The organism is Microbacterium terrae (assembly GCF_017831975.1).
In the GTDB taxonomy this organism is placed as follows: Bacteria; Actinomycetota; Actinomycetes; order Actinomycetales; family Microbacteriaceae; genus Microbacterium; species Microbacterium terrae.
In genome coordinates, this window is the sequence record NZ_JAFDSS010000001.1 from 3,551,892 (window position 1) to 3,572,257 (window position 20,366).

A 20,366-nucleotide genomic window follows, 5' to 3' on the forward strand; every position below is an offset into this window, starting at 1 on the left:
CGGACAATGACCGCCGACGCCGCACGCCTGTTGTCGGGGCCGCGTGGGCGACGGCTCTGCATGAGCGTGGCCGCCGAGCTCGACGACGGCCTGCACGCCCTGATCCACCCGCTCGCGTTCGCGCACGAGCCTGCCGACGCCGCGGTCACCCGCATCGTGTTCACCGGCTGGGGTGGCGACGCGGAGCACGCGCCCGAGCCCCCGCCCCCGACCGTCGACGGGCTCGTCGCGCGGCTCCGGATGCTCGGGAGTGCCGACCTCGCGCCGGAGCGACTCGCCGCTGCCATCCCGGTCGGACTCCTCGCAGCCGTCGACTCTGCGCGCTACTGGCAGGCACCCGACGGTGAGGACCACCTGGCCGCGCTGCCCGCCGTGGCGGCGGCGCTCGGCGGGGTGGCCGAGCAGATCATGGCGTCGACGGTCGCGTCGACGTGGGACGCGCCCCGGGTGGCCGAGCAATGGGCCGTCGACTGGCGAGACGCCGGTGACCCCGCCCCGCTCCTCGCCGGACGGCCGGGCGAGCTTCTCGCCGAGTGGGGTGTCCACGCGCGCGCGGACGAGGCCCGTGCCGCCCGCGAGCGGCCGCGCGACGTGACCGCGCTGTACGGCGGGGAGTGGTGGTCGTTCCCGTCGGGGATGCTGCAGACCACGGGCATCCTCCCGTCCCGCGAGCCGGCCGGACTCACCCTCGTCGAAGACGGGTTCGGGTGGACCGATGGCGTCGCCATTCCGGTTCGCGGCGCCGGCCGCACATTCGAGATCCGCGGGCCCGAGGACTGGGTGGAGCTGTGCCGGCGGCATCCGCTCGACCTCACCGCCGCGCGGCGGCACGAGTGGTACCGCGTGACCGGAAGGGACGGCGGCTGGGTGATCCCCGACTGGGAGCGCGTGGCACAGGAGTGGGATGCCGTGCACCTGACCGCCCTCGGCTATCTCACCGCGGCCACGCGCGAGCTCGCGGTCTCGGAGGGGTACGCGACGGTGCTGGGCGGGTGGAGTCCCGATGTCACGGTCTGGCTGACCGACGTCGCCCGGGAGTGGGACGCTCCGCGGGTCGCCTGGCATCGCGAGCGCGACGGCGACGAGTGGATGCCGGTGGGCTGATCCTCCGACCGGGGCCTCAGCCGCGCTCCAGCACGGCGGTCGTGCGCGGGCCGAGGCCCAGCGTGCGGGCGGCCTCGAGCTGGTCGATCGTGTCGACATCGCGGTGCAGGGTCGGCGCATCCGTCGTCGCGAGCGGAACGCAGCCGAGCGCGAGATGACGCGCGAACGAGCCGTCGCCGAACGACGATGCCCACGCCACGCCCGCTCCCGCGGTGACGAGCGTCGACCCGGTGCCCTCGGCGTCGGCGGCGACTCCTCGCGGAACCGATGCCGCTTCCCGCAGGGCGACGGCGAGCTCGTCGGGCCGGAGCGCCGGCAGGTCGCCGAGCAGGGCTGCGCGCGGCATCGCGTCGTCGACCTCCGCCATCCCAGCGGCGATCGCTCCGTCGAGTCCAGCCGCGAAGACGGAGTCCGCGCGCCCGGCGATCGCCTCGGCCGCGCGGTGCTCGCGCGCGGCGGTCTCGTCGATCCAGCGCACCCCGGCGATGCCGGCGGCGTGCATCGGCATCGCCGCGTCGTCGGTGACCACGACCACCCGCGCGACCTCATCGCAGGCGGCGACGGCCGCGAGCGCGTCGAGGGCGATCGCCCGCGCCAGTGCGATGCGATCGACCCCCGGCGCATCGAGACGCGATTTGCCGCGCGCCGGGTCTTTCACCGGCACGACGACCACCCACGCGCCGTCGACGGGTGTCACGCGCCGAACCGGGCGCGCAGCCGAGGCAGGATCTCGGCGCCGTAGCGGCGCAGGAAGGCCTCCTGGTCGTGGCCGGGGTCGTGGAACACCAGGTGACGGAACCCGAGCGACACGTACCAGGCGATCCGCTCGACGTGCTCATCGGGGTCGTCCGACACGATGAAGCGCGACGCGGTGCGCTCGATGGGCAGCTCTTCCCCGAGGCGCTGCATCTCGATGGGGTCGTCGACGCCCATCTTCTCGTCGGGGGTGAGCGCCAGCGGCGCCCAGAAGCGGGTCTTCTCGCGCGCCGCGTCGAGCGTGGTGTCGAGCGACACCTTGATCTCCATCAGCGTGTCGATGTCGTCGCGGGTGCGGCCCTCCTTGCCGAGGCCCTCGTCGAGCGCGGGCAGCAGGGTGTCGGTGTACAGCTCGCGCTTCTTGCCGCTGGTGGTGATGAAGCCGTCGGCGATACGGCCGGCGAGGCGGGTGGCGGCGGGTCCTGCTGCGCCGATGTAGATCGGCACCGGCTCGGGCAGCTTGTCGTAGATCGTGATGTTCCGGGCCGTGTAGTACGTGCCCTCGAAGTTCACCCGGTCTTCCGACCACAGTCGGCGGATGAGGCCGATCGCCTCCTTCATGCGCTGGAAGCGCTCCGGCGGGTCGGGCCACGCGATGCCGAGGTTGGCCTCGTTCAGCGCTTCGCCGGTGCCGACGCCGAGGATCACGCGGCCCGGATACATCACGCCCAGTGTCGCGAAGTCCTGCGCGACGACGGTCGGGTTGTAGCGGAACGTCGGGGTGAGCACCGAGGTTCCGATGAGCACGCGCGACGTCTTCGCGCCCAGTGCGCCGAGCCACGGGACGGATGCCGGTGCGTGGCCGCCCTCGTGCAGCCACGGCTGCAGGTGGTCGCTGATGAACACCGAGTCGAAGCCGACCTCTTCTGCCAGCACGGCGTAGTCGAGCAGCTCGGTCGGCCCGAACTGCTCGGCCGACGCCTTGTATCCGAAGCGGATGGGGACCATCAGAGCTCTCCTCTCGATGCGTCCGCGGTCGCGGTCGCGAATTCGGATCCGTCGGCGCGGGTGAGCCGCGCGCGGAAGGCGTCGACGGTGCCCGGCCACAGCAGGGTGAGCCGCCCCCGGTCGACGTACCAGTTGCGGCATCCGCCGGTCATCCAGGGGGTGGATGCTGCGGCCTGCGCGATCTCGTCGGTGTACTGGCGCTCGGCCTCGGCGCGCGGCCGCAGCACGCCGCCCGGATAGCCGGGGCGGGCCCCCAATGCGCGCACCGCGTACGCCGCCTGCTCTTCGAGGATGAGCACCGACGAGTTGTGGCCGAGAGCGGCGTTGGGGCCGTCGAGTACGAACATGTTGGGGAACCCGGGCACCACCGTCGAGGCGAACGAGGTCATGCCGTCCGACCAGTGCTCGGCGAGGGTGACGCCGTCTTCGCCGGTGACGAGTGCGGCGTAGGGCTGGCGCAGGGTGAGGAACCCGGTCGCGAGCACGAGCACGTCGGCCTGAACGCGGGTGCCGTCGGCGGCCACGAGCGTGTCGCCGTCCACGCCGGCGAGCGCCGAGGTGACGAGCGTGACGGCATCGGAGGCGACCGCGGGGTAGAAGTCGTCCGAGAGGAGCACCCGCTTGCACCCGAACGCGTAGTCGGCGGTGAGGGCGTCGCGCAGAGCCTCGTTCTCGACCTGCGCCCGCAGGTGCGCCCGGGCGGTCGCCGCCGCAGTGGCCGCTGCCGCCGGATCCCCCGAGCGCGATGCGAAGCGGGCCTCGCCCTCGGCGTAGAGCGCTGCCCGGCGGGCGGCGAGTTCGCCCGGATGCTCCGCGAAGTAGGCGCGCTCCTCGTCGGTGAACGGGCGGCCGCCGCGGGGCATGATCCACGCGGGGGAGCGCTGCAGCAGCGTGACGTGTGCGGCACGCCGGGCGAGTTCGGGCACGACCTGGATGGCGCTCGCCCCCGACCCGACGACGGCGACGTGTGCGCCCTCGAGCGTGACGTCGTGGTTCCATCGCGCGGTGTGGAACATCGGACCGGCGAAGGTCTCGAGCCCCGGGAAGGCGGGGATGCGCGGCTCGGTGAGCCGTCCGCAGGCGAGCACCAGCGCGGCGGCGGTGAGCACACCCGGCTCGGCGCCGCCGAGTTCGATGCGCCACTGCGCGGCCTCGGCGTCCCAGGTGGCGCCCTGCATCAGCGTGTTCAGCCGCAGCCGGCCGCCGTCGAGCTCGGCGGCCGCGACGTCTGCGAGGTAGCGGTGCAGCTCGGCGCCCTCGGCGAACTCGCCGCTCCAGTCGGGATTCGGGTGCGTCGCGAACCCGTACAGGTGCGCCGGCACGTCGCACGCGATGCCCGGATAGGTGTTGTCGCGCCAGGTTCCGCCGACGGATGCTCCGCGCTCGAGCACCACGAAGTCGTCGATCCCCGCGCGACGCAGCGCGATCGCCATGCCGATGCCCGCGAAACCGGCGCCGACGATCGCGACCTCGACGTCGGTCATGCCTGCCCCACCGGCGCCGCCGGTCCCTGAGCCTGTCGAAGGGCCCCACCCCGGTTGACGCCCGCCTCCGCGTACGTGGTCGTGCGCAGCCGGAACGGCCGGAACATGCGCGCCGCGATCGCCGCGGCATCCGCCACCGGAAGCTCCTGCCCGTACTCGATGCCCGCCTCGGGCTTCACGCGGCCGTCGAGGAGCGTGCCGCCCAGGTCGTCTCCGCCCGAGCGGAGCAGCACGGCGGCATCGGCCCGGCCGACGCGGGTCCACGGGATCTGGATGTGCGGGATGCTGCCCGACAGCAGCAGGCGCGACACCGCCACCATGGCCCGGTGCTCGTCGATCGGAGAGCGGCCCGCGACCAGCGGCACGCCGCCGAGCCGCCCGGGCAGGGGGATCGGCACGAACTCGCTGAACCCGCCGCCCGACCCCGTCTTCGCCGCCGCAGCCTGCAGCCGCCGCAGCTCGCGCAGGTGCGCGATGCGCTCGCCGGCCGTCTCGACGTGGCCGTAGAACAGCACGCTGGTCGAGCGGAACCCGGTGGCGTGCGCGGCGGCGATGCCCTCGGTCCACCGGTCGATGGGCAGATCGTCGGGGGCGACGAGGCGGCGGACGCGCTCGCTCAGCACCTTCACGCCGGTGCCGGGCACGGTGTCGACGCCCGCTGCACGCAGTTCGGCGAGGGCGCCGTCGAGACCCAGGCCGCCGCGATCGGCGAGATCGCGCACGTCCTGCGGGCGGTAGGCGTGCAGGTGGATGCCGGGCGCCGCGCGCTTGACCGTGCGCGCGATGTCGAGATAGGCCTCCGCGTCGACGCCGGGGTCGAGTCGGCCCTGCACGCAGATCTCGGTCGCGCCGAGGCCCACGGCATCCGCTGCGATCGCCGCGACGTCGTCGATGCCGAACGCCTGGGCGCCGGCGGGGACGCCGCGGGTGAACCCGCTCGACGTGAGGTTGCGGTTGACCACCAGGGTGATCGCCTCGCCCACGGTGTACCGGCGCACGTCGTCGGCGACGGCGGTGAGGGCGTCGAGGTCGCGCCCGGTGGCCTCGAGGAGGGCGACCCACTCGGCGTCGTCGAGGGCGAGAGGGTCGGATGCCGCGGCCTCGGCGAGCTTCGCCGTCGCCCCGGTCCCCGAGCTCATCGAGCGGCTCAGCGACCTGGACGCGTCGTCGGACCCCGAGCTCGTCGCGGGGCTGAGCGACCTGGTTGCGAGCCCGGTCACCGGATCGGCCAGCGCCGCCACCGGGGCGCGCATCGCCGGATCGAGCCACGTCGCGGCATCCGTCACGAACTCCGGATGCGCCGTCAGGCGCTCCTGGAGCTCGAACCCGAGGGCGGCCGTCTGCGCAGCCAGGTCGTCGACGTGCGGCCACGGGCGCTCGGGGTTGACGTGGTCGGCGGTGAGCGGCGACACCCCGCCCCAGTCGTCGATGCCGGCACGCACCAGGAGGGCGAACTCGCCCGGGTCGGAGAGGTTGGGTGGCACCTGGATGCGCATGCGCGCGCCCATCACGAGGCGGGCGACGGCGACCGCGGCGACGTACTCGCGCAGGTCGGCGTCGGGGGCATCCTGCATCGCGGTGCGCGGCTTCGCGCGGAAGTTCTGCACGATGACTTCCTGGATGTGCCCCTGCGGGCCGGCGGGGCCGTCGACGGCATGCCGCTCGTGCGCGTCGCGGAGGGCGACGAGCGATTCGGCGCGGTCGCGCACGGTCTCGCCGATGCCCACGAGGATGCCGGTGGTGAACGGCACCCGCTCGGCACCTGCCGCGTCGATCACGGCGAGACGCACGTCGGGATCCTTGTCGGGCGAGCCGAAGTGCACCTGACCGGGCTCTTCGTAGAGGCGCCGCGACGTCGTCTCGAGCATCATGCCCATCGACGGCGCCGTGGGGCGCAGCATCCGAAGCTCGTCCGCCGTCATCACGCCCGGGTTGAGGTGGGCGAGCATGCCGGTCTCGTCGGTGATCAGCCGCGCGATGAACCCGACGTAGTCGAGCGTCGAGGCGAAGCCGTGCTCGTCGAGCCAGGCGCGCGCCTCGGGCCAGCGGTCTTCTGGGCGGTCGCCGAGGGTGAGGAGCGCCTCCTTGCAGCCGAGCGCCTGGCCCTGTCGCACCACCGCGAGCACCTGCTCAGGAGACATGAACGCGGGCTTGCTCTTCTTGAGCAGCTGACCCGGGGTGTCGACGAACACGCAGTAGTGGCAGCGGTCGCGGCAGAGGGTGGTCAGGGGCACGAAGACCTTGCGCGAGTACGTGATCACGCCGGGGCGACCGGATGCCGCGAGCCCGGCGTCGCGCCGCGCGGAGGCCAGATCGAGGAGGCGCTCGAAGTCCGCGCCGTCCGCGTGGAGGAGGGCCTCGGCGTCGGCGATCTCGAGGCGCTCACCCCTGCCGGCGAGGCCGAGGGCGCGCGCGACGGCCGGCGACGAAACGGGGGATGCCACAGCGGTCACCGTTCCAGTCTCGCACCGCCCCGGGTCGGGGGCGCCGCGGATCGTTGCGGGTCTGTGAACGATTCATCCCCGCTCAGGCATGCACCGCTGGCACACTAGAGGGCATGGTCACCCTCCTGCTCGACTCGACTCAGCTCGAGATCGTGCTGTCGGGCGCCGAGAAGGCGATGGCGTTCCGCAAGAGCAACGTCGTGATCGAGCGCTCGACGATCACGAAGGTGCAGCTCACCGACGACGGATGGACATGGCTGCGCGGGGTTCCGAGCCCCGGCACCCGCATCCCGGGCGTCGTGGCCATGGGCACCTGGAAGTCGGCCGGCGGCGCCGATTTCGCCATCATCCGCCGCCACCGCCCGGGTGCCGTCATCGACCTCGACGGCCACGACGAGTTCCAGCGCATCGTGCTGACCACGCGCCACGGGCTGGCGCTCGTGCAGGCGCTCCAAGTCGACCTCGCGGCCGAACCGGTCGACGTGGTCGAGATCGCCGCCGAGACCGGCACGATCGACATCCCGGCTCCTGCCGCGAAGCCGCGCACCCGCAAGGCGCCGACGCCCGCTCCCGCGGTCTGACTCCCACCCGTCGCTCTCGTCAGCGGGTCGTGCCCGACTGTGGTCAGCTGACGTCGCGGCGCCAGCTGACCAGGTGGCCGAGCAGCAGCGCGACCGCTGCGTAGCCGAGCAGCACCAGCCCGCCCACCCACCATTCGAGCGCGCTCTCTGCCTGCGGCATGCCCACGGTGAACAGGCTCGCCCCGACGAGGGCGTCGGATGCCGCACCCGGGAGGTACTTCACGACGTCGTTCAACTCGGTGACGAACGCCGCAGCCGCTCGGCCGACGGGCTCGAGGAACTGCGTGAACACCAGCACGCCCACGATCGCCCCGACCTGGTTGCGCACCAGCGCCCCCACCCCGATGCCGACCAGCACCCAGAGCACGTAGGCGATCAGCATCCGTCCGAACAGCGCCCAGGTGTCGGGCTCGTCGAGTGCGGTGGGGAGGTCGTTCGCCACCAGGATGCCGGCAGCGGGCCCGACGGCGGCGACGATGCCCGCGACGGCGTAGATCACTCCGATGAGGACGCCGACGACGATCTTCGCCCACAGCACCGTGCCCCGGCGCGGGATGGCGAGGAAGGTCGGAGTCAGCGTCTTGTGGCGGAACTCGCCCGTCACCATGAGGGTTCCCAGGAGGAGCGGGAACACGTACCCGACCGAGGTGGCGGTGCTGTAGAGCGTCGGCGCGAGGCCTTCGGCGGGGAGCACGGGTGCGTCGTCACCGAGGGATCCGCTCGCCGACAGCGAGAATGCGAGCCCCACCGCGGCGGCGGTGAAGGCGATGTAGGCGACCAGCACGATGCCCAGCAGCCACCAGATCGACGTCGTGAAGAGCTTGGTCGATTCGGAGCGCGTCGCCCGCCTGAGGCTCATCGCTGCTCACCCCCGTCTGCGGTGTCGTCTGCGGCGGGGTGCTCGTCGTCGGGCACGTCGGGCTCGGGCTCGGCAGGCTCGGGCACGTCGGGCTCGGGCTCGCCGGCGTCGTGCTCCGGCTCGCCGGGATTGTGCGGCGAGTCGTACGAGGCGAAGAACGCGTCGGCGTCGACGTCGGCGTCGGTGCGGACGTAGTCCTCCCAGGGGCGGTCGCTGTCTTCGTCGTCGGGCAGGGTCGGCGTGTCGTCGTCGGCGGGCTCGGCGACGGATGCTTCGTCCGCGGTCTCTGCGGGAGTGTCGGACGCCGGCTCAGGGGTGGGCTCGGGTTCGACGTCGGTCTCTGCTGCCGGATCCTGCTCGGACTGCCAGTCCGCTTCGGGCTCGGGCTCGGGCTCCGGTTCCGCCTCGGCCTCGGCCTCCGGTTCCGGCTCGGCCTCGATGCTCTGCTCAGGCGCCTGCTCCGGCACGGCCTCAGCCGCATCTGTCTCAGCGGCGACGGCATCCGTCTCCACTCCGGCATCCGTCTCGGGTTCGCTGCCGGCGACGGGGTCCGGCACCGCGACCGTCGCTGCCACCGCGCCGGCCGCGCTCGGGTGCACGCGCGTGCCGTTGACGAGATCGAGGAACACCTCTTCGAGCCCGGGGCCGCGACGGTGCAGCGACGACAGGGCGACGCCGGCGTCGGCGGCGATGCGCCCGATCTCGGCGGGTTCGGCGCCGCGCACCGACAGCCCCGACCGCAGCACCTCGAACCCGATGCCCGCGTCGGTGAGCGCTGCGATCAGCGCCTCGCGGTCGGGCGCGTCGGTCACCGTCGCGTGGTCGTCGGGGTCGGCGAGGTCTTCGATGCCGCCCTGGAACACGAGGCGCCCGTGCGAGATGATCAGCAGCGCGTCGACCGTCTGCTGCACCTCGGCCAGGAGATGCGACGACACCAGCACGGTGCGCCCCTCGCGGGCGAGCTGCTGCAGGAACCCGCGGATCCACTTGATGCCTTCGGGATCCAGTCCGTTCGTCGGCTCATCGAGCACGAGCACGCCGGGGTCGCCGAGCAGTGCTGCGGCGAGACCCAGGCGCTGGCGCATCCCGAGCGAATAGCCGCCCACCTTGCGCCCGGCCGCATCGGCCAGCCCGACGAGCTCGAGGAGTTCGTCGACGCGGGCTCTGCGTACGCCGGCCGCGTCGGCGTAGACCGCGAGGTGGCCGGCTCCGCTGCGGCCGGGGTGGAAGCTCGAGGCCTCGAGCACGGCGCCCACGCTCTGCAGCGGGTTCGCCAGGCTGCGGTACGGCACACCGCCGATCGTCGCCGTGCCGGCGCTCGGGCGCACGAGGCCCAGCAGCACGCGCAGTGTGGTCGTCTTGCCGGCGCCGTTCGGGCCGAGGAAGCCCGTCACCACTCCCGGCTCCACACGAGCCGAGAGGTCGTCGACCGCAGTCACCGAGCCGAATCGCTTCGTCACCCCCGAGAACTCCAGCACCTCACCTGCCGGCATGCCGAACCCTCTCGTCGTCGTGAGTCGTTCCCCACATCTTTGCGGAAACGTCGCCCGTTGTCCCTGGTTCCTTCCGGTCGCGTCGCGATTCCGCCCGCTCCGCCGCGGGGGCCGCGGGGTAACGTTGCGGGCGTGACCGACGCACCTGAGCCCACCGTCCTCGTCCGGAGCGCGGGAGGACTCGGGCGCCTCACCCTCAACCGGCCACGCGCGATCAACGCGCTCGACCTCGACATGGTCCGCCAGCTCAGCGCGGCACTTGACGCCTGGGAGACCGACACCGATGTCGAGCTCGTCGTCCTCGACGGCGCGGGGGAGCGGGGCCTGTGCGCCGGCGGCGACGTGCGCGTGCTCGCCGAGCGGGTGGTGGGCGGCCGCTTCGACGAGGCCGCCCTGTTCTTCCGCGAGGAGTACGCGCTCAACGCCCGGATCGCGGAGTACCCGAAGCCGATCGTCGCGCTCGCCGACGGCATCACCATGGGCGGCGGCATCGGCCTCGCCGGGCACGCGGCGATCCGTGTGGTCACCGAGCGGTCGCAGCTCGCCATGCCCGAGACCCGCATCGGCTTCACCCCCGACGTGGGAGGGACGTGGCTCCTCGCCCACGCGCCCGGACACCTCGGCGAGTACCTCGCCCTCACCGGAGCGGTGATGGATGCCGCCGACGCGGTGTACGCCGGGCTCGCCGACCACCTCGTGCCCGTCGACCACCTCGATGGACTGCGAGAGGCGTTCGAGACCCGCGCCGACCCGTCGAGTCCCACCGAACTGGTGCTGCTGTTCGACGAGACGCCCGCTCCGTCGGCGCTCGAGCGCAGCCGCGCGTGGATCGACGACGCGTTCGCCGCCGACACCGTGGCCGAGATCGTCGAGCGCCTCCGCGCCCGCCCCGAGCCCGAGGCATCCGCCACCGCCGACCTCCTCGGCGAGCTCTCGCCGACGGGGCTCGCCGTCACCCTCGCAGCGGTGCGTCGCGCGCGCGGACTCGCCGGGCTGCGGGATGCCCTCGCTCAGGAGTACGGCCTCGTGATGTGGTTCGCGCAGACCCAGCCCGACCTCGCCGAGGGCATCCGCGCCCAGGTCGTCGACAAGGACCGCTCGCCGCGCTGGCAGCCCGCCGCCCTCGCCGATCTCGATCCGGGCATCGCCGACCAGGCGTTCGCTCACGTGCCCGCGGAGCCGCTCTGGTCGTGAGCGCGTACGCTCGACGGATCGGGATTCGCGAGGAAGAGGCGGAACAGGCGTGTTCGACAGTCCCCTGTCGGCGTCGGCATACGAGGTGCTCGGCGTCGAACCCACCGCCGACGAGGAGTCGCTGAAGCGGGCGTACCGACTGCGCCTGCGGCAGACGCACCCCGACACCGGCGGCGATGCCGCGGTGTTCATCCAGGTGCAGCGCGCCTGGGAGCTCGTCGGCGATGCGTCGGCGCGTGCTGCGTACGACCGCGGACACGGGTTCGGGGCATCCGCGACGCCCGACTTCTCGCCCGCGCCCGACTCGGGCGTCACGTGGCGGGCGCCCCGCGCCGACTCGCGTGACACGCGGCCGCGAGCGCGTTCGCACGGCCACCCGGGCGGGTGGCGGCGCGAGCGGTACCTCGAGCTGATCCGCGAATGGGCGGGGCGCGGGGTCGATCTGCCCGACCCCTACGATCCCGCACTCGTCCGCTCGGCTCCCCACGATGTGCGCCGACTCCTCGCCGATGCGCTCGCCGAAGAGGCCACCGCACGGGTCATCGCCGACCTCGGCATGGGCTACACCGTGTGGCACGACGTCGCGCCGCCCGCCCGGGGTGGTGGATCAGACGACAAGATCGACCACATCGTGCTCGGTCCGAGCGGGCTGTACGGCGTGCTCTCGGAGGACTTCGGCGGTCCGGTGCGGGTCCGCCGGGGCGAGCTCATCGGCGACGGCGTCGCCGGCGCCCCCGTGGCCGACCTGGTCGCGCGACTGCGGCTGATGGCGCGCGCGGCGGGGGTGCGCTTCAGCGGGGCGGTCGTCGTGCTGCCCGACGACGATGTGCTTCAGGCGATCGACGAGATCGGCAAGGTGCGCGGCACCCCGGTGGCGATCGTGTCGCGCAGCGCGCTGTCGGCGGTGCTGCGCCGGGGGATCACGGGGGTGCGCTCCATCGGCGGAAACGAGGTCTTCGACGTGCGGACCCGCCTGCAGCAGACGGTGCGTTTCGCCTGACGGCAGGACGCCGGCGGTGCTGGTGCCGGGCGGTTCGTCGCCGGGTCAGCCGGCCAGGCCGAACAGCTCCAGCGGGTGGGTGAGCCGCCACCAGGCGCTCGGCGGCTCGATGTCGGCCGCGAGCTCGAGATCGACCGTGGCCGAGTCGAGCGGGCCGTCGGCGGTGATCGAACCGACGACGGAGCCGGCGGCGCGTGCGTCGCCGAGGTCGTACGCCGGGGTGAGTGTGCTGGTGCCGCCGTTCCACAGCACCACTGTCGCGTCGGCGGAGGTCACGATGTCGGAGTCCGACCCCCACAGCGTCGTCACCGTACCGGCCACGGTGCCCGCCGGCACCGACGGGAACGGCTGCAGCTGCGCCTCGACTTGGTCGTAGAGCGAGCGCGACGCCTCGAGGCGGGCCTCGTCGTCGGCCTGGCCCAGCACGGCGGCATACAGGCGCACCGCGGTCTCGCCGACGACCACGTCTTTCGCGGAGAGCAGGTTCCACCGGTCGAGCGTGCCGGTCTTGATGCCCACGACGCCCTCATCGGCGAGAAGTCCGTTGGTGTTGTCGACGACGCCTGCCCCGGGGAGCTCCACCGACTTCTCGGCGACGATCTCGGCGATGACCGGGTTCGCCATGGCCTTCTGCGCGAGGGTGAGCAGCGCAGCCGGGCTCGCGGTGTTCTGGCTGCTCATTCCGGTGGGCTCGACGACGGTGATGCCGGGGACGCCGTGCGCCGTGAGCCAGTCCTGCGCGGCCGCGGCGAAGACCTGGTCCGACGGGAAGAGGTCGCTCGCGAGCCGGTCGGCGTAGTTGTTCGCCGAGCCGATGAGCATGCCCTCGAGCATCTGGTACTGCGTGAGCGACCCGCCCACCGGCACATCGAGCGCGGACTCGCCGCGGGCGCGATAGCTCCAGTAGTCGAGGTTGTCGCTGTAGTCGAAGCTGTACGCCGGCCCGTCTTCGCCGAGCTCGAGCGGGAGTTCGTCGAGCACGACGAGCGCCGTCACGACCTTCGTGATGCTGGCCATCGCGTCGGCGTCGGGGGTGGATGCCGGCGTGCCCGAGATGCCCGCCACCGTGACGGCGGCGCTGCCCTCTGCGGGCCAGGTCATCTCGGCGGCTGCCGCGGCGGCCGGCTGCACCTGGATCGCGGTGACCTCGGGGGCCACCGCGTGGAGGGGCCACAGCAGGGTGGTGGCCCCGTAGGCGAAGACCACGAACGCGATGATCGCCGTGGGCACGAGCACGCTCGGTCGCCAGGGCGACCGGCGCGGCGGGTCGGCGAGCAGGCTCACCTCGACCGGCACGTAGGGGGAGCCGGCCGCGACGAGGTCGCGGGGGATCGCGACCGGGGTGACGTCGGTGTCGGCGAGCCACGACAGCGCGGGGCGCTCTCCCGCGGCAGCGGGGGGGACGGATGCCGCCGCAGCGGCCGCGATCGGCTCCTCGGCTGCCGCCGGGGCGTCGTCACCGTGGAACGGGCTCTCCGGCGCGATGCGGACAGCAGGCGCCTCGGCGGAGGCGGTGTCGACCGTGCCCCCGGGAGACGTGTCGACCTCGGGTGCGGCGCGCCCACCGGCGCCCGGCGGGACATCGATCGCCCCCGACCGCATACGCCGCTCGCGGCGCGTGAGCGCAGCGGCGTCGTCGAGGGTCATCCGCTCAATTTACCTGCCGCACGCGCGGCTATACTCATCGGACAACCACGGGAGTCCGTCGAGTCGGGCTGAGAGGAAGCGAATCGCGCTTCGACCGTCGAACCTGATCCGGATCATGCCGGCGCAGGGAGGAGAGAACATGCACGCGTCCACGTCTGCCCACGCGGCACCCGCGACTGCCCACCGCTTCCGCTGGCGGGTCGTCGACATCGTCGTCGCCGCCGTCCTCGGCGTCGCGCTGGGCCTCGTCTTCTGGGCCTGGAACACCGTCGGCTACGCCTGGTTCACCGCGATGGACGCCCTGACCCCCGGCCTCGGCGGCATCGCCGTCGGCATCTGGCTGATCGGCGGAGTCATCGGCGGCCTGGTGATCCGCAAGCCCGGTGCCGCACTGCTCGTCGAAGTGCTCGCCGCCGTGGTGTCGATGCTCATCGGCAACATGTGGGGCGTCTCGACGGTGCTGTCGGGCATCGTGCAGGGACTCGGCGCCGAGCTGATCTTCGCCCTGTTCCTCTACGCGCGCTTCACGCTCCCGGTCGCGATGCTCTCGGGCATCGGCGCCGGCGTGGGCGCGTGGATCTTCGAGCTGTTCTACGGGGCATCGCCCAACATCCTGAAGACGCTCGAGTTCAACACGATCTACCTGGTCTCACTCATCGTCTCGGGCGCTCTGCTCGCCGGCCTCGTCGGCTGGCTCGCCGTGCGCGCGCTGGCAGCGACCGGTGCGCTCAGCCGCTTCGCCGCCGGCCGCGAGGCGCGACGCGAGGTCTGACGATGTCGACGACCCGCCCGGGGCGCGTCACCGCGCAGGGCTGGGGCTGGCGCTACGCCGGGCGCCGTGCCGCCGCCGTCCGCGACGTCAGCTTCGCCATCGAGCCCGGCGAGCGCGTGCTGCTGCTCGGCGCGTCCGGCGCCGGTAAGTCGACGCTCCTCGCCGGCATCGCCGGGCTCCTCGGCGGAGCCGACGAAGGCGACGAGACCGGTGCGCTGCTGATCGACGGCGAGCGGGCCGAGGCACATCGCGGCCGTGTCGGACTCGTGCTGCAGGACCCCGACGCCGGTGTGGTGCTCTCGAAGGTGGGCGACGACGTCGCCTTCGGGTGCGAGAACCTCGGGGTGCCGGCATCCGACATCCCGTCACGCGTCGCCGAGGCGATGGCCGACGTCGGGCTCGACGTCGCACTCTCGCACCCGACCAAGGCCCTCTCGGGCGGGCAGAAGCAGCGGCTCGCGCTCGCCGGGGTGCTCGCGATGCGACCGGGCGTGCTGCTGCTCGACGAGCCGACCGCCAACCTCGACCCGCTCGGGGTGCGCGAGGTGCGCGACAGCGTCGAGCGCGCGGTCGCGCGCACCGGCGCGACCCTCGTGGTGATCGAGCACCGCACCGCGGTCTGGGCCGACCTCATGGACCGCGTGATCGTGGTGAGCGCCGAGGGCGGCCTCCTCGCCGACGGTCCTCCCGCCGAGGTCTTCGCCCGGCACGGCGAGAGCCTCGCGGCGGCGGGCGTGTGGGTCCCCGGCATGCCCGTCGATCTGCCTGTGCTCTCGGATGGGCCGCTGCTCGCGCACGACCCCGCGGTCGCGGCATCCGGCCTCGCCATCTCGCGCGACGGTCGCAGCATCGTCCGTGCCGGACTCAACGTCGCCGCACCCCGCGGCTGCGCGACGGTGATCACCGGTCCCAACGGCGCCGGCAAGTCGACCCTCGCGCTCACCCTCGCCGGACTCCTCCCCGAGGCGGCGGGCGAGGTCGTCGCCGCGGTCGAGCTCGCGGCGCCGTCGGGTCGTCGTCCGTCGCGCTGGCGCTCGCGCGAGCTGCTCACTCGCATCGGCACCGTGTTCCAGGAGCCCGAGCACCAGTTCCTCGCGCAGACGGTGCGCGACGAGCTCGCCATCGGCCCGCGGTCACGGCGGATCGCCCCGGCCGCCGTCGACCTCATCGTCGACGAGCTGCTCGAGCGGCTGCACCTGACCCCGCTGGCCGGCGCGAACCCGTTCACCCTGTCGGGTGGGCAGAAGCGACGGCTCTCGGTGGCGACCGTGCTCGCCGACGCGCCGCCGGTGGTCGTGCTCGACGAACCCACGTTCGGGCAGGACCGCCGGGGGTGGAGCGAGCTCGTGGGACTTCTGCAGTCCGAGATCGTCGCCGGCACGACGGTGATCGCCGTCACGCACGACGACGACGTGCTCCGGCACCTCGGCGGCCACCGCATCGATCTGGGGCTCGATCTCGGAGCCGAGGTGCCCCGATGAGCGCGGTCGCCGTCGACGCCCCGGCCACGGCGCCGGCCTGGCTCGACCGGGTCAACCCGGTGTCGAAGATCGTGATCGCGCTCCTGCTGTCGGTGCCGCTCATGGTGTCGATCGACGCCGTCAGCTCCCTCGTGGCGATCCTGCTTGAGCTCGCGCTGCTTCCGCTCACCGGACTCGCGCTCGCGACGGTGGCGAAGCGGATGCTGCCCCTCGTGGTGTTCGCCCCGATCGCCGGGGTGAGCATGCTCCTCTACGCCGAGCCCGGCGGCACCGTCTACTGGTCGTTCTGGTACGCGACGATCAGCGACGAGTCGATCGCGCTCGCCGTGGCGGTGTCGCTGCGGGTCGTGGCGCTGGGGCTGCCGACGATCCTGCTGTTCGGGCGCACCGACCCCACCGAGCTGGCCGATGCGCTCGCCCAGGTCGCGAAGCTGCCGAGCAGGTTCGTGCTCGGGGTGCTCGCCGGCACGCGCACGCTCGGGCTCTTCCTCGACGACTGGCGCTCGATGACCCTCGCCCGCCGGGCGCGCGGCGTGGGTGACACCGGGGCGGTGCGCCGATTCTTCTCGATGGCCTTCGTGCTCCTCGTCTTCGCCGTTCGCCGTGGAACGAAGCTGGCGACGGCGATGGAGGCCCGCGGCTTCGGGTCGGGCATCACGCGCACCTGGTCGCGCCCGTCGCGCCTCCACGCCCGCGACGCGGTGGCGGTGGCGGGCGGATGCCTCGTCATCGCGGTCGCGATCGGCGCGGCGGTCGCCGCGGGCACGTTCCGCTTCGTGTGGTCCTGAGGCTCGCGGGCCGGGGCTGGACGGGGCGGGGCGGCGCCGTCGTCAGGCGTCCAGCCCGCGCACGAGCCGCACGGGTGCGGTGCGGCGGTAGGACGCGTCGATGAGCTCGGCGATCTCGTCCCAGTCGGCGGCGTCGGCGATGTCGAGTCCGAGCCAGCCGGCCGGACCGAGGTAGGCGGGCACCCAGTAGCGCCGGTCCTGTCGGAGTGCAGCCTCGTCGGCCGGGTCGGGCAGCACGAGCACCGCCTCGTCGTGGCGCACCCACTCGCCGTCGATCCGCTCCGAGCCGCCGAAGTAGCAGAACACCTTCTTGACGAAGAAGGTGGGGCGTCCGTGGCTGATCTTCTCGGCCGCCTCGGGCAGCGCGAGCGCGATCGCGCGCACCCGCGCGAGGAGCGGGTCGCCGGGCTCGAACATCGGCGGGTGCGGGTGGTCGCTCATGTCGCGTTCCACAGTTCCCGATAGAACGTCAGGCGCTCGCGGTCGGGCTCGATCCCGTAGGCCTCGATGAGGGCGTCCTCCCAGCCCGGCCCGTAGTTCCATTCGGTCGACATCGATGCGACGGCGATGTCGGCCCACCGGTCGGCGACGCCCAAGGCCCCGAGGTCGACGTGGCCGCACCACTCTCCGTCATCGCCGATGAGCGTGTTCGGGCAGCAGGCATCCCCGTGGCACACCACCAGCTCGTCGACGGGCGGCGCGTCATCCCCGGCCTCGGGCGGACGGATGCCGCGACCGGCGGCGTTCGCGAGTCGCGCCGGCACGCCCCAGTCGAACGGGCAGTCGACGACGGGCAGTGCGTCGTGCAGGGCGCGCAGCCCCGCGCCGACCGCGCGCACGGCGGTCGCGGGATCGGCGATCCAGCGAGGATCGACGGCCGAGAGACCCGGGAGCGCCGTCGTCACCATCCACTCGTGCGTCTCGTCGCCGCCGACCTCGAGCACCTGGGGCACCCGGATGAACGCGCCGGCCCACGCCATCCGCTCCGCTTCTGCGGCGAACGACGTCTCGCTCTGGCGCGGGCCGTGCTTGATGAACCGCCCGTCGTCGGTGCGGAAGGTCAGCCCGCCGGCGTCGTTGCGCCACACCGGCTCGAGCCGTGCCCCGCCGGCGAGAGCGGCGACCGTCGGCGGAACTGCGGTGTCGGTGACCGGGATCGACATCGCGGTCACGCGTCCCGTGTCACGTCGTCGCTGATCCGCTTCGGTCGCAGCTCCATCACCCCATGATGCCGCTGCGGATACCCTGGTCGCAGCACCGCGGGACACGATGGCACTCGGTGTCGCGTAGTGTGAGACACAATCTCGCGGGTTCGAAGGGGAACACATGGACATCACGGGTGCTTCGGCACTGGTCACCGGAGGTGCGAGCGGCCTCGGCCTCGCCACCGCTCGCCGACTCGCGGCATCCGGCGCAGCCGTCACGATCGTCGACCTGCCCACCTCGGCGGGAGCGGAGATCGCTGAGGAGCTCGGCGGCACGTTCGCCCCGGCCGACGTCACCGATGTCTCCCAGGTGCGCGCCGCCGTCGAGATCGCCGCCGCAGCGGGTCCGCTGCGGGTCGTGGTGAACTGCGCCGGCATCGCGCCACCCGCGAAGGTGCTCGATCGCGAGGGCGAGCCGTCGCCGCTCGAGGGGTTCGAGCGCATCATCCGCATCAACCTCATCGGCACCTACAACGTCATCGCCCAGGCGTCGGCCGCGATCGCGAAGACCGAGCCGACCGAGGGCGGCGACCGCGGCGTCATCGTCAGCACCGCCAGTGTCGCGGCCTTCGACGGCCAGATCGGCCAGCCGGCGTACGCCGCATCGAAGGGCGGTGTGCATGCGATGACGCTGCCGATCGCGCGCGAACTCGCCCGCTACGGCATCCGCGTCGTCACGATCGCCCCGGGCATCATGGAGACCCCGATGCTCATGGGCCTCCCGCAGGAGGCGCAGGACTCGCTCGGACTGCAGGTGCCGTACCCGCAGCGACTCGGCCGCCCCGACGAGTACGCCCGGCTCGTCGCGCACATCGTCGACAACGGCTACCTCAACGGCGAGACCATCCGCCTCGACGGCGCCATCCGCATGGCCCCGAAGTAAGGAACGACACCCACATGAGCGACACGATCCTCCTCGCGCGCGACGGCGGCCTCGCCCGCATCACCTTCAACCGTCCCGCGTTCCTCAACGCGATGGACTTCGAGATGGGGCGGCGCTGGCGCGACCTCGCCCACGAACTCACCGCCGACGCGACCGTCGGGGCGATCGTGCTTGATGCCGCGGGCCCGGCCTTCTGCGCCGGCGGCGACGTCGTCGCGATGTCGACCTCGGGCGAGGGCGGCGAGGCGATCACCGGAATGGCGCACGTCATCCACGACGGCATCCGCACCTTCGCCCGCTCCGACAAGCCGATCGTCGCCGTCGTGCAGGGTGCGGTCGCCGGCGGAGGCCTGGGGCTCATGCTCACCGCCGACTACATCGTCGCCGCGCCTAGGGCGAAGTTCGTGAGCAAGTACGCGAACATCGGCCTCACCCCCGACCTCGGCGTCTCGACGCTGCTCACCGCCGCAGTCGGACAGACGCGGGCGCTGCGGCTGCTGCTGCAGGACGAGACCATCGACGCTGCCACCGCGCTCGACTGGGGTCTGGTGACCGAGGTCGCCGACGACCCGGCAGCACGGGCCGACGAGATCGCCCGCTTCTGGCTCGACGGCGCCACGGGCGCGTTCGGGCAGGCCAAGCGGCTGATCCGCACCGGGGCCGAGCGCACCCTCGCCGAGAACCTCGACTACGAGGCCGCCTCGATCGGCGCAGCCTTCGACACCCCCGACGCGCGCGTGCGCGTCGCCGCGTTCGCCGCGGCATCCCGCAAGTCCCGCGACTGACCGCGACCGCGACCGCGCCACGACGCAACAGCACCACGACCAGCGCCACGACCAAGGAGAACCGAGTTGACCTCGAACACCCTCGCCGGCAAGACCATCCTCATGTCGGGCGGCAGCCGCGGCATCGGGCTCGCCATCGCCCTGCGCGCAGCGCGCGACGGCGCCAACATCGCCCTGCTCGCCAAGACCGACACCCCGCATCCGAAGCTCGAGGGCACGGTGCACTCGGCGGCTGAGCAGATCCGGGCGGCGGGCGGCAACGCGCTGCCGATCGTCGGCGATGTGCGCAACGACGACGACGTCACCGAGGCCGTGCTCACGACGCAGGGCGAGTTCGGCGGCATCGACATCGTCGTCAACAACGCCAGCGTGATCGACCTGTCGCGCTCGCTCGACCTGCAGGCGAAGAAGTACGACCTCATGCAGGACGTCAACGTGCGCGGCACGTTCATGCTGAGCCGGGCGGCGGTGCCGATCCTCAAGGATGCTCTGAACCCGCACATCCTCTCGCTGTCGCCGCCGCTGAACCTCGCCCCGAAGTGGCTGGGCGCCCACACCGGCTACACGCTCGCGAAGTACGGGATGACCATGACGACGCTCGGTCTCGCCGCCGAGTTCGCCGCCGACGGCATCGCCGCCAACACGCTGTGGCCGCAGACGACCATCGCGACCGCCGCGGTGCAGTTCGCGCTCGGCGGCGACCGGATGATGAAGGTGAGTCGCACGCCGGAGGTGTACGCCGACGCGGCGTACGAGGTGTTCCTCAAGCCCGCCGCCACCTACACCGGGCAGACGCTCATCGTGGAGGACGTGCTGCGCGAGGCCGGCGTCACCGACTTCTCGCAGTACGCGGCAGTGCCCGGCACACCCGACGAGCAGCTGTTCCCCGATATCTTCCTCGACTGAGGACGACGAGCGCCCGCGCTGCGCACCGAGTGTCCG

19 protein-coding genes and 1 riboswitch are annotated in these 20,366 nt (G+C 72.8%); of the genes, 10 read left to right on the plus strand and 9 right to left on the minus strand.

Annotated features, from left to right (window positions below):
- Positions 1-6 precede the first annotated feature (6 nt).
- Positions 7-1,104 carry a hypothetical protein gene (locus JOD63_RS16210; RefSeq protein ID WP_045275625.1) on the plus strand — a complete coding sequence of 366 codons (1,098 nt, stop codon included), beginning with the start codon at positions 7-9 and terminating at the stop codon, positions 1,102-1,104.
- A gap of 16 nt (positions 1,105-1,120) precedes the next feature.
- Here JOD63_RS16210 and JOD63_RS16215 read toward each other — a convergent pair whose 3' ends face one another.
- The 4 genes from JOD63_RS16215 to cofG are packed head-to-tail and all read right to left on the minus strand — an operon-like array spanning position 1,121 to position 6,745.
- Positions 1,121-1,801 (minus strand): glycosyltransferase family protein, encoded by a 681-nt coding sequence (locus tag JOD63_RS16215; RefSeq protein WP_045275626.1) that lies wholly within the window; start codon positions 1,799-1,801, stop codon positions 1,121-1,123.
- Entirely contained in the window at positions 1,798-2,811 is a 1,014-nt protein-coding gene (gene fgd, locus JOD63_RS16220; protein ID WP_084613516.1) for a glucose-6-phosphate dehydrogenase (coenzyme-F420), read from the minus strand. Before fgd ends, JOD63_RS16215 begins: the two co-directional genes overlap by 4 nt.
- Positions 2,808-4,292: a flavin-containing monooxygenase gene (locus tag JOD63_RS16225; RefSeq protein ID WP_045275628.1), complete on the minus strand. Its 1,485-nt coding sequence runs from the start codon at positions 4,290-4,292 to the stop codon at positions 2,808-2,810. Before JOD63_RS16225 ends, fgd begins: the two co-directional genes overlap by 4 nt.
- Complete coding sequence (gene cofG, locus JOD63_RS16230; protein ID WP_245617982.1) at positions 4,289-6,745, minus strand: 7,8-didemethyl-8-hydroxy-5-deazariboflavin synthase CofG; 2,457 nt, start codon at positions 6,743-6,745, stop codon at positions 4,289-4,291. Before cofG ends, JOD63_RS16225 begins: the two co-directional genes overlap by 4 nt.
- A gap of 104 nt (positions 6,746-6,849) precedes the next feature.
- Between cofG and JOD63_RS16235 the strand changes: the two genes are divergently transcribed.
- On the plus strand, positions 6,850-7,317 hold the full coding sequence (locus JOD63_RS16235; RefSeq protein ID WP_045275629.1) for a hypothetical protein: 468 nt from the start codon (positions 6,850-6,852) through the stop codon (positions 7,315-7,317).
- A gap of 43 nt (positions 7,318-7,360) precedes the next feature.
- On the opposite strand, the gene JOD63_RS16240 is transcribed toward JOD63_RS16235, so the two are convergent.
- Entirely contained in the window at positions 7,361-8,176 is an 816-nt protein-coding gene (locus JOD63_RS16240) for an ABC-2 transporter permease (protein WP_045275630.1), read from the minus strand.
- Positions 8,173-9,669: an ATP-binding cassette domain-containing protein gene (locus tag JOD63_RS18300; protein ID WP_084613509.1), complete on the minus strand. Its 1,497-nt coding sequence runs from the start codon at positions 9,667-9,669 to the stop codon at positions 8,173-8,175. The genes JOD63_RS16240 and JOD63_RS18300 overlap by 4 nt, the downstream gene beginning before the upstream one ends.
- Positions 9,670-9,801: 132 nt before the next feature.
- On the opposite strand from JOD63_RS18300, the gene JOD63_RS16250 reads away from it, so the two are divergent.
- Positions 9,802-10,863, plus strand: coding sequence for an enoyl-CoA hydratase/isomerase family protein (locus JOD63_RS16250; RefSeq protein ID WP_045275631.1), 1,062 nt, complete (start codon positions 9,802-9,804; stop codon positions 10,861-10,863).
- A gap of 49 nt (positions 10,864-10,912) precedes the next feature.
- A complete protein-coding gene (locus JOD63_RS16255) occupies positions 10,913-11,863 on the plus strand; it encodes a J domain-containing protein (RefSeq protein ID WP_045275632.1) in 951 nt (316 codons plus the stop codon).
- Between the two features lie 45 nt (positions 11,864-11,908).
- Here JOD63_RS16255 and JOD63_RS16260 read toward each other — a convergent pair whose 3' ends face one another.
- Positions 11,909-13,510 carry a D-alanyl-D-alanine carboxypeptidase family protein gene (locus tag JOD63_RS16260; protein WP_045275633.1) on the minus strand — a complete coding sequence of 534 codons (1,602 nt, stop codon included), beginning with the start codon at positions 13,508-13,510 and terminating at the stop codon, positions 11,909-11,911.
- A 37-nt stretch (positions 13,511-13,547) separates the two neighbouring features.
- A riboswitch (TPP riboswitch) is annotated at positions 13,548-13,657 on the plus strand.
- On the opposite strand from JOD63_RS16260, the gene JOD63_RS16265 reads away from it, so the two are divergent.
- From JOD63_RS16265 to JOD63_RS16275, 3 genes are all read left to right on the plus strand, one after another.
- Positions 13,650-14,282: an ECF transporter S component gene (locus JOD63_RS16265; protein ID WP_045275634.1), complete on the plus strand. Its 633-nt coding sequence runs from the start codon at positions 13,650-13,652 to the stop codon at positions 14,280-14,282. (Overlaps the previous riboswitch by 8 nt.)
- 2 nt (positions 14,283-14,284) lie before the next feature.
- Positions 14,285-15,763: an ABC transporter ATP-binding protein gene (locus JOD63_RS16270; RefSeq protein ID WP_045275635.1), complete on the plus strand. Its 1,479-nt coding sequence runs from the start codon at positions 14,285-14,287 to the stop codon at positions 15,761-15,763.
- Complete coding sequence (locus JOD63_RS16275) at positions 15,760-16,551, plus strand: energy-coupling factor transporter transmembrane component T family protein (protein WP_045275636.1); 792 nt, start codon at positions 15,760-15,762, stop codon at positions 16,549-16,551. Before JOD63_RS16270 ends, JOD63_RS16275 begins: the two co-directional genes overlap by 4 nt.
- A gap of 42 nt (positions 16,552-16,593) precedes the next feature.
- Here JOD63_RS16275 and JOD63_RS16280 read toward each other — a convergent pair whose 3' ends face one another.
- A complete protein-coding gene (locus tag JOD63_RS16280; protein WP_045275637.1) occupies positions 16,594-16,992 on the minus strand; it encodes an MmcQ/YjbR family DNA-binding protein in 399 nt (132 codons plus the stop codon).
- Positions 16,989-17,714 carry an aminoglycoside 3'-phosphotransferase gene (locus JOD63_RS16285; RefSeq protein ID WP_045275684.1) on the minus strand — a complete coding sequence of 242 codons (726 nt, stop codon included), beginning with the start codon at positions 17,712-17,714 and terminating at the stop codon, positions 16,989-16,991. The genes JOD63_RS16280 and JOD63_RS16285 overlap by 4 nt, the downstream gene beginning before the upstream one ends.
- 163 nt (positions 17,715-17,877) lie before the next feature.
- Here JOD63_RS16285 and JOD63_RS16290 point away from each other — a divergent pair, with 163 nt between their 5' ends.
- The 3 genes from JOD63_RS16290 (at position 17,878) to JOD63_RS16300 (ending at position 20,330) form a co-directional block, all read left to right on the plus strand.
- The gene (locus tag JOD63_RS16290; RefSeq protein ID WP_045275638.1) at positions 17,878-18,639 is read left to right on the plus strand and encodes an SDR family NAD(P)-dependent oxidoreductase; all 762 of its coding nucleotides are present in this window, start codon (positions 17,878-17,880) and stop codon (positions 18,637-18,639) included.
- A 14-nt stretch (positions 18,640-18,653) separates the two neighbouring features.
- The gene (locus tag JOD63_RS16295; protein ID WP_045275639.1) at positions 18,654-19,424 is read left to right on the plus strand and encodes an enoyl-CoA hydratase/isomerase family protein; all 771 of its coding nucleotides are present in this window, start codon (positions 18,654-18,656) and stop codon (positions 19,422-19,424) included.
- A 66-nt stretch (positions 19,425-19,490) separates the two neighbouring features.
- Entirely contained in the window at positions 19,491-20,330 is an 840-nt protein-coding gene (locus tag JOD63_RS16300; RefSeq protein ID WP_084613510.1) for an SDR family oxidoreductase, read from the plus strand.
- The last annotated feature ends 36 nt before the right edge of the window (positions 20,331-20,366 follow it).

Excerpts from the sequence above, each read along its gene's own strand:
- JOD63_RS16210 (WP_045275625.1), top strand. The coding sequence starts at position 7 with ATGACCGCCGACGCCGCACGCCTGTTGTCGGGGCCGCGTGGGCGACGG.
- JOD63_RS16225 (WP_045275628.1), bottom strand. The coding sequence starts at position 4,292 with ATGACCGACGTCGAGGTCGCGATCGTCGGCGCCGGTTTCGCGGGCATC.
- JOD63_RS16235 (WP_045275629.1), top strand. The coding sequence starts at position 6,850 with ATGGTCACCCTCCTGCTCGACTCGACTCAGCTCGAGATCGTGCTGTCG.
- JOD63_RS16240 (WP_045275630.1), bottom strand. The coding sequence starts at position 8,176 with ATGAGCCTCAGGCGGGCGACGCGCTCCGAATCGACCAAGCTCTTCACG.
- JOD63_RS18300 (WP_084613509.1), bottom strand. The coding sequence starts at position 9,669 with ATGCCGGCAGGTGAGGTGCTGGAGTTCTCGGGGGTGACGAAGCGATTC.
- JOD63_RS16260 (WP_045275633.1), bottom strand. The coding sequence starts at position 13,510 with ATGACCCTCGACGACGCCGCTGCGCTCACGCGCCGCGAGCGGCGTATG.
- JOD63_RS16265 (WP_045275634.1), top strand. The coding sequence starts at position 13,650 with ATGCACGCGTCCACGTCTGCCCACGCGGCACCCGCGACTGCCCACCGC.
- JOD63_RS16270 (WP_045275635.1), top strand. The coding sequence starts at position 14,285 with ATGTCGACGACCCGCCCGGGGCGCGTCACCGCGCAGGGCTGGGGCTGG.
- JOD63_RS16275 (WP_045275636.1), top strand. The coding sequence starts at position 15,760 with ATGAGCGCGGTCGCCGTCGACGCCCCGGCCACGGCGCCGGCCTGGCTC.
- JOD63_RS16280 (WP_045275637.1), bottom strand. The coding sequence starts at position 16,992 with ATGAGCGACCACCCGCACCCGCCGATGTTCGAGCCCGGCGACCCGCTC.
- JOD63_RS16285 (WP_045275684.1), bottom strand. The coding sequence starts at position 17,714 with ATGTCGATCCCGGTCACCGACACCGCAGTTCCGCCGACGGTCGCCGCT.
- JOD63_RS16290 (WP_045275638.1), top strand. The coding sequence starts at position 17,878 with ATGGACATCACGGGTGCTTCGGCACTGGTCACCGGAGGTGCGAGCGGC.
- JOD63_RS16295 (WP_045275639.1), top strand. The coding sequence starts at position 18,654 with ATGAGCGACACGATCCTCCTCGCGCGCGACGGCGGCCTCGCCCGCATC.